This is a genomic window from Ruegeria sp. K7, assembly GCF_056531785.1.
This window is the reverse complement of sequence record NZ_JBQFMJ010000037.1, coordinates 1-6,293: the sequence shown is the minus strand read 5'-3', so window position 1 is coordinate 6,293 and position 6,293 is coordinate 1. Positions and strand designations below refer to the sequence as shown.

Annotated in this window: 7 protein-coding genes; 3 read left to right on the top strand and 4 right to left on the bottom strand. The window is 51.2% G+C overall.

Going from position 1 to position 6,293, the window contains the following annotated elements:
• The first annotated feature begins 279 nt into the window (after nt 1–279).
• Both ACR0FE_RS23480 and mgrA read left to right on the top strand, forming a co-directional pair.
• Nucleotides 280–687, top strand: coding sequence for a hypothetical protein (locus ACR0FE_RS23480; protein WP_480915546.1), 408 nt, complete (start codon nt 280–282; stop codon nt 685–687).
• 240 nt (nt 688–927) lie between these two features.
• Nucleotides 928–1,995, top strand: coding sequence for an L-glyceraldehyde 3-phosphate reductase (gene mgrA / locus ACR0FE_RS23475; protein ID WP_480915545.1), 1,068 nt, complete (start codon nt 928–930; stop codon nt 1,993–1,995).
• Between the two features lie 337 nt (nt 1,996–2,332).
• On the opposite strand, the gene ACR0FE_RS23470 is transcribed toward mgrA, so the two are convergent.
• On the bottom strand, nt 2,333–2,917 hold the full coding sequence (locus ACR0FE_RS23470; protein WP_480915544.1) for a hypothetical protein: 585 nt from the start codon (nt 2,915–2,917) through the stop codon (nt 2,333–2,335).
• Entirely contained in the window at nt 2,901–3,281 is a 381-nt protein-coding gene (locus tag ACR0FE_RS23465; RefSeq protein ID WP_480915543.1) for an EamA family transporter, read from the bottom strand. Before ACR0FE_RS23465 ends, ACR0FE_RS23470 begins: the two co-directional genes overlap by 17 nt.
• Before the next feature lie 280 nt (nt 3,282–3,561).
• On the opposite strand from ACR0FE_RS23465, the gene ACR0FE_RS23460 reads away from it, so the two are divergent.
• On the top strand, nt 3,562–5,088 hold the full coding sequence (locus ACR0FE_RS23460) for a hypothetical protein (protein WP_480915542.1): 1,527 nt from the start codon (nt 3,562–3,564) through the stop codon (nt 5,086–5,088).
• 239 nt (nt 5,089–5,327) lie between these two features.
• Here the strand turns inward: ACR0FE_RS23460 and ACR0FE_RS23455 are convergent, their stop codons facing one another.
• Nucleotides 5,328–5,579, bottom strand: a complete 252-nt coding sequence (locus ACR0FE_RS23455; RefSeq protein ID WP_170617602.1) for a hypothetical protein — start codon at nt 5,577–5,579, stop codon at nt 5,328–5,330.
• An 88-nt stretch (nt 5,580–5,667) separates the two neighbouring features.
• Entirely contained in the window at nt 5,668–6,108 is a 441-nt protein-coding gene (locus ACR0FE_RS23450) for a hypothetical protein (protein WP_480915541.1), read from the bottom strand.
• Between the last annotated feature and the right edge of the window lie 185 nt (nt 6,109–6,293).

Genomic DNA, 6,293 nt, shown 5'->3' with positions numbered 1-6,293 from the left:
TATCGCAAAGGCGAAACAGGTGATTGACGAGCAGGGCGAACGCATTTTCGATTAAGTAAACAGATAGCCCAATGTAAGCGATGCAATCGACGGATGTACCGCAAAGTAGACATCTCCCTGATTTGGCGAACGAACGCTAAGCAGGCCAAGCAGTCATTAGAAGTCTTAGTTACCCGATCCATGCTGCTGCAATCTGGGTTCCAATTTCGACTTTTTTTACAGCCTGTGCTACTCTGTTGCATTTATTGTATGCAATTTGGGGCTGAAGATATGTGGAACATGGAACAGTTTGTAGCGGACTGCCGAACCGCAGTGGATCAGGACGCGTCTCACAAATCGGTGGCTGAGGTGGTGGACCGGGCGATGCGCGATCCCTCGGGCGTGACGCAAGCCTTGGGAGAGCCGACCGACAGCGGTATCTTTCCCATTTACAAATCAAGTGATCTGACAATCGTCAACGTCGTCTGGAAGCCGGGAATGACCATAATGCCCCACAATCACGAAATATGGGCCGTGATCGGTATTTATGGTGGTAGAGAAGATAACATTTTTTGGCGGCGCGTAGCAGATGACCCTAACGGACGCATCGAAGCGGCGGGGGCTCGAGCATTGTCGACTGGTGAATATGCTCCGCTTGGTAAGGACCTCATTCACTCGGTTACAAACCCTATCCCCAAGTTGACTTGAGCAATCCACGTATACGGCGGGGACTTTTTTGAAGCTGAGCGAAGCGAATGGGATCCTGAAAACCTGACGGAACATGCGTATGACATGTCGAAGGTTCGCGCATTATTCGAGGACTAGTTTGCGTTTTGACAATCTGCGCTGACAATGTCTGAGGCATGTTCGGTAAACGGCAGGCTTCGCTGATTGCCGGTTACTATCACGTTGAATTGACAAGGTGTGATGATCTAGGATTATGGACAGATGAGCAAATCACAACGCCCCCCAAAGCCTCGGCCGCGCCCATTTCTTCCCAATCCGGACCGCTACGAGCAAATGGTCTATCGCCGTTGCGGTCAGTCCGGCATAAAGCTATCCGCGATAAGCCTTGGGCTGTGGCACAATTTCGGTGGGGATACGCCGCAACTGACAAAGCGCGAGCTTTGCCGGACTGCCTTTGATTTGGGTATTACACACTTTGATTTGGCAAATAATTATGGCCCGCCGCCGGGATCGGCGGAAGAAGCATTCGGTGAAATTTTGAAAACTGATTTCGCAGGCTATCGGGATGAACTCATCATATCAACCAAGGCTGGCTATGACATGTGGCCAGGTCCTTATGGGGAGTGGGGATCACGGAAATATCTCGTGGCCTCATGTGATCAGTCGCTCAAGCGGATGGGGCTCGACTACGCAGATATTTTTTATTCCCACCGGTTTGATCCGGATACCCCACTGGAAGAGACTATGGGCGCTCTGGACTATATCGTGCGCTCCGGGCGCGCACTCTATGTGGGGATTTCAAGCTACAACTCGCAAAGAACGCGCGAAGCGCTTGCCATCTTGAAAGACCTTGGAACACCGTGCCTGATCCATCAGCCTTCCTACAACCTGCTTAACCGATGGGTTGAACACGACGGGCTATTGGACACGCTTGACGAAATGGGCGTCGGATCGATTGCGTTCACGCCTCTTGCACAGGGCATTTTGACATCGAAGTATCTGAACGAAATTCCTGCGGATAGTCGGGCGACCCAAGGCAAGTCGCTCTTGGACGGTATGATCAACGAACGTTCACTGGCGAGTGTCCGGGCTCTAAACGAGATAGCGGCATCGCGCGGTCAATCATTGGCACAGATGGCGCTCGCTTGGGTCTTGAGGGGTGATCGGGTAACGACTGCACTTATTGGCGCTTCGCGACCCGAGCAGATCGTGGATTGCGCCGGTGCGGTCGAAAATATGGATTTTACCGAAGCGGAACTCTTCAGGATTGATGAGGTCAGTGCGGAAGAGGACATCAATTTATGGGCGCTATCCTCGGAAACTGCGTAGGATTACTGACAACTGTTTTTTTGGTGCGATTAGGTTTTTCTGCGTACTCACTTGGCGTTTCTGCCTTGGGCTAGAAGCGGTCATCTGACTGTTTCTGTCGGATGTCCGTTTGCCAGCGCGAAGCGGACGATAGAGCATAAGTGCAATAGCCTCGACACATGTCACGCGACTCAGAAGAACCTGAACGAGTATGTGAATTGCGCCTATGCGGTACTAAAGAGCAGAGACTGCAAACATCGTTGGTATCCTGCTCCCGCAACCACCATGGTCGAACAGAGTCTCGAACACGCCGCCTCAGGGCGGCTTTGTTCATTCTGGGTCAACCCTATCAGCGCCGCTAGTGCACCCTCCAACTCAATCTGCACGCTTTCCCGTTCATGTTGGACCGTGACACGTTCGATAAGGCCTGCGCCAGATCTGCGACCTTGGAGTGATAGAGTTCCGACAGATTCTTGGCGTCTATCAGGTCAGCAAAGGCACGTGTCGCCGACCGTGCCTCAAGACCGGAATACATGTTGATGGTGTGGCTGACCTCCGAATGCCCGAGCAACCGGCGCGCAACCTCGTAGCCGCCGGGATTGGCGTCGAGCCAGTTCATCATCGCGAAATGTCGAAACAGGTGGGCGTTCATCTCCAACCCCGTTTCCTTCCGGATCCGTTTGGAGATGCGCGCAGCCAGAGCGCCGGGATCAACCGAATGCTGACCATCCCTGCGGGGAAACAGCCAAGGCGTTCCAGCGGGGCAGAGTTCCGGACAGCGAGATTTGAGATGAACGTCGATCATGCGCAATACATCACGCGGGATCTCGAACTCGACAGGCCGTTCATTTTTGGTCTCGCCGTCTTCCAGAACCAGGTAGGTTCGGCCATCACCGGGACAGTGCAGGTGGCGTTCCAGGTGGATGTCAGCCAGGTTCGCCAAATACAGCCCAGGCAGTAGCTAGGGTGAACACCGGATAGGTCATGTAAAGCACACCCACTGTCAATGTGGGCAACTTCTCCAGCGCCGCTACATATCCGATCCAACCAAGCCCCACTACCGCTCCGGCTGAAAGGCCCCAAGTGATCTCTCGCCATTCTTTTCGGTGCAAGATGAGAACTGGGAGCAAAAGAACGGCCGCAACAATGTAGCGATAGAATGCGACCGCATAGGGTGCGACGCCTTGCTCGGTCAGGCTGCGGCTGAAATAGGGAACCAGTCCGAAACAGATTGAAGCAAAAAGGACACCAACAACCGCAAATGCGTAAGGTATGGGCGGTCGATTTCGTGCAGATGTCGTTGCCATAATCTGGAGCTACCACGCATTTGCATTTTCGTCCTTAAAGAATCTTCGAACGACAGCTTTGCCCACATAAATGCAGTAGAAAAGCGCATTGTGCCCAACGCACCCGTCAGGTCGTTTGCAACAGTTGCTATCGCAGTAAAAAAAGTTGGAACACGAAACGCCGAGCTTAGAGATGGCGATCACTTCCAAAAGGTGTTGTCTCCTTTGTCGTGCTACCCAGAGTGTGCTACTTAGGTTATTTAGCGCGGCTGACCCCAAGGTGTGACTCTTGCCCCTAGAAGTGAGTAGAGAAGAGGTCCTGGAAGAGCTGGAACGTATTGTTGGTTCGAGTGACTTCGCGGTCAGCGAACGCAACAGATTTTTTTTTGAACACCTCGTCAGAAGTGAAATCGACGGCAGGGGTAAAGAACTTCATGGCACTGCGTTGGCAATGGATGTGTTTGGACGAGGCGCAGACTTTGATCCCAACACTGATCCCGTTGTGCGAACTGAAGCGGTAAAACTGCGAAAGGCATTAAATTATTATTATTTGACCTCTGGTCGAAAAAACAGGGTAGAAATATCGGTTCCAAAAGGTCGGTATCGACCCACCTTTCGCATTCGAGAATTTCAGGCAAATAATGCGAGTTTGACTGATGAGCAAACGCCAAGGTTGCCCACGCTAGGCATTAGATCGTTCTCAGGGTCAGAGACTGCGCGTGCAATTTTTTTCCGCGATGGTTTGCCAGAAGAGATTGCATTGGAACTCGCCCGTTTCGGTTATGTCCGGGTACTTACAGGTTTTAGGGCCGAAAACTCTAAGTCACAAACCCAGGAAGAACATAACTCGCTTGAGCGCTGCGATTATGTTCTGGGAGGAACGGTTCGCGAAGATGGCGAGTGTTTGCGCATAGTTGTTCAATTGAAACGAAGAGACACCGGTGACCTAGTTTGGTCGGAGCGCAAAGACATCTTTTTGAGCAACGCCAATATTTTCGAAGCTCAAGAAGACGTCGCAAAGCGCTGCGCCGTCTGCATTGCGGATGCATATGGGTTTGTTGCAACCGACGCTGCGAGAAACGCTCAAACGCGACCAGCTTCGGACTCAAACGTGTATGAAGCTCTGTTGGCGTTCCACACCCACCTTCGCGCAAACAAAGTCAGCAGCTTGGCGCGAATGTTGGAACTGTCGCAAGCTGCTGTCAGGGAGAACCCAACCAGTGGCTTGGCGCACGCACTATTGGCGTTTGGATATGTTGAACAGGTAGGTGTTGGACAAAAACGATTGAAGTCCGTTGTCGAAGATGGCCGAACTCACGCAGAGAAAGCATTGGCTTTTGAGCCAAATTGCCAGGAGGCTCTGATCGCAGCAGCCGTCTATGCCCAATTGGATGGAGATAAACCTAGTTTTATGCAATTAATTGATGCCTCAATTCGCGCCAATCCGAATGGCAATCTTCTGCTCGCTGTGGCTGGAGGATGGATTGCATTTGTCGGCGACCCCAATAAAGGCGCGGAATTGGTGCGACAAGCGACGGATGCGAATCCCATGTTGCCAACTTGGACCCAGATTACACTTTGCTTGGAAGACGTTGAGAAAGGAGACTTCAAGGCCGCTGTCAAAAAAGTACGCCAAATAGATGTGCGAGACTATTTCATTGATCGTTTGATTATTTCCGCGGTGCATAGCCTAGCCGGTGAAACAGGGCTGGCCAGAGCACAATTGCCTCAAGTAAACGGCGACTTCACAATTGACGAATACATAAACGATCTACCCTTCGCGCGCGGCCTGGTCGAAATGATCCGTGCAGGGTTGGAGCGCCTTTGAAGCGGTAGATTCTGGCAAGTGATGGAATGAGACAAAACTGCTGTTTTGATTTTCGCAAAGTCGCAGGCAATTGAAAAATTCGTTGTTCTTACTCATACACAGCGCGGTTTTCGAAGGTTCAACCGTTTTTTCTTGAATCGTCCAACAATCTGCAGTCAGTCGTGATATTTTTGGCGTCTCTTGCGTCCGGTTGAAGACGAGTCTCGTATTGCCCGGCAGAACCTTCGCAATCCTTTGAATCACCGCCGAAAAGAGTCCGGTTGGGTCCCAGTGAGTCTTTGAACACGCAGTACATAGGCTTGCTGCTCAGCTGCATCTGAGTAAAAGAAAAACTCATGGTGCACGCAAGCAAACCGACCGTTGACCAGAAACTCTTCATAAATTTTTTGGTGTAGATCACTAAGGTCGTCAGTCTTTTGGTAGAACTTCAATATGTCTTTGGGCGTTATCGAAAGAACTATGTCCCAAGCTTGTGAATCAAGGTCTTTCATTTTCTTCTCCATTCAATGTGTTTACTGTCGCTACCCTAAAACACCGGGTGCCTCTTCTTGCGGCGACCCAGTTAAAGTCGAAAGCGGCTCACTGTTGTTTGCTCGTCCGGTTCGATGGGTTCTCGCGCCCGATGCCAATCATTATGGATTGTTCTCTTTTGACCTGGTCGACAGCGTCGGTAAGCAGGGACTTTTCTGCGCAGCTTGCTGCAATCAAGTAATCTGTGACTTCGGGCAGGACGTTATTCCACGTTGGACATGCCAATGCGAACTGAGCGAAGAAGTTTGCTGTGAATTTGAACAGCCGCTCTGCGCTTGTCGCATTGGATTCTCGGGCGGCCCAAAGTAAGGTTTCCCAAAGGCCGTTTTCGAAGGCGATCAGCGCCCGAGGAGTCTTGTCAACGTAAATCTGAACTTTGTGCTTTCTGGCAACTGAAAGCTCAGACGTACGTAAGACCAAATTGTGTGCCGCAGCTGTAGTCGCCGGGTATTGGTTTCGCAGCGTCGTTAGCAGATCAAATTGTGACATCTTTTCTCTCCACCTTTCCAGTTTGTGCAAAACGAAAATGTAAAGAGTTCACCGTTCTTTGGAGGTGTCCTACAGTAGTGCAACTGTTGTTGGATGGACGTCCGACTTCGTTGCGCGCCGCCTGACAGAAAAAAAGGATTTCGCACAAGACGTAGAATTGCGCATTTTGGGCTCGAAGTAGACGA

What these genes read in the sequence shown, in the direction of transcription:
- ACR0FE_RS23480 (WP_480915546.1), top strand. Translation starts at nt 280, where the DNA reads ATGGAACAGTTTGTAGCGGACTGCCGAACCGCAGTGGATCAGGACGCG.
- mgrA (WP_480915545.1), top strand. Translation starts at nt 928, where the DNA reads ATGAGCAAATCACAACGCCCCCCAAAGCCTCGGCCGCGCCCATTTCTT.
- ACR0FE_RS23465 (WP_480915543.1), bottom strand. Translation starts at nt 3,281, where the DNA reads ATGGCAACGACATCTGCACGAAATCGACCGCCCATACCTTACGCATTT.
- ACR0FE_RS23455 (WP_170617602.1), bottom strand. Translation starts at nt 5,579, where the DNA reads ATGAAAGACCTTGATTCACAAGCTTGGGACATAGTTCTTTCGATAACG.
- ACR0FE_RS23450 (WP_480915541.1), bottom strand. Translation starts at nt 6,108, where the DNA reads ATGTCACAATTTGATCTGCTAACGACGCTGCGAAACCAATACCCGGCG.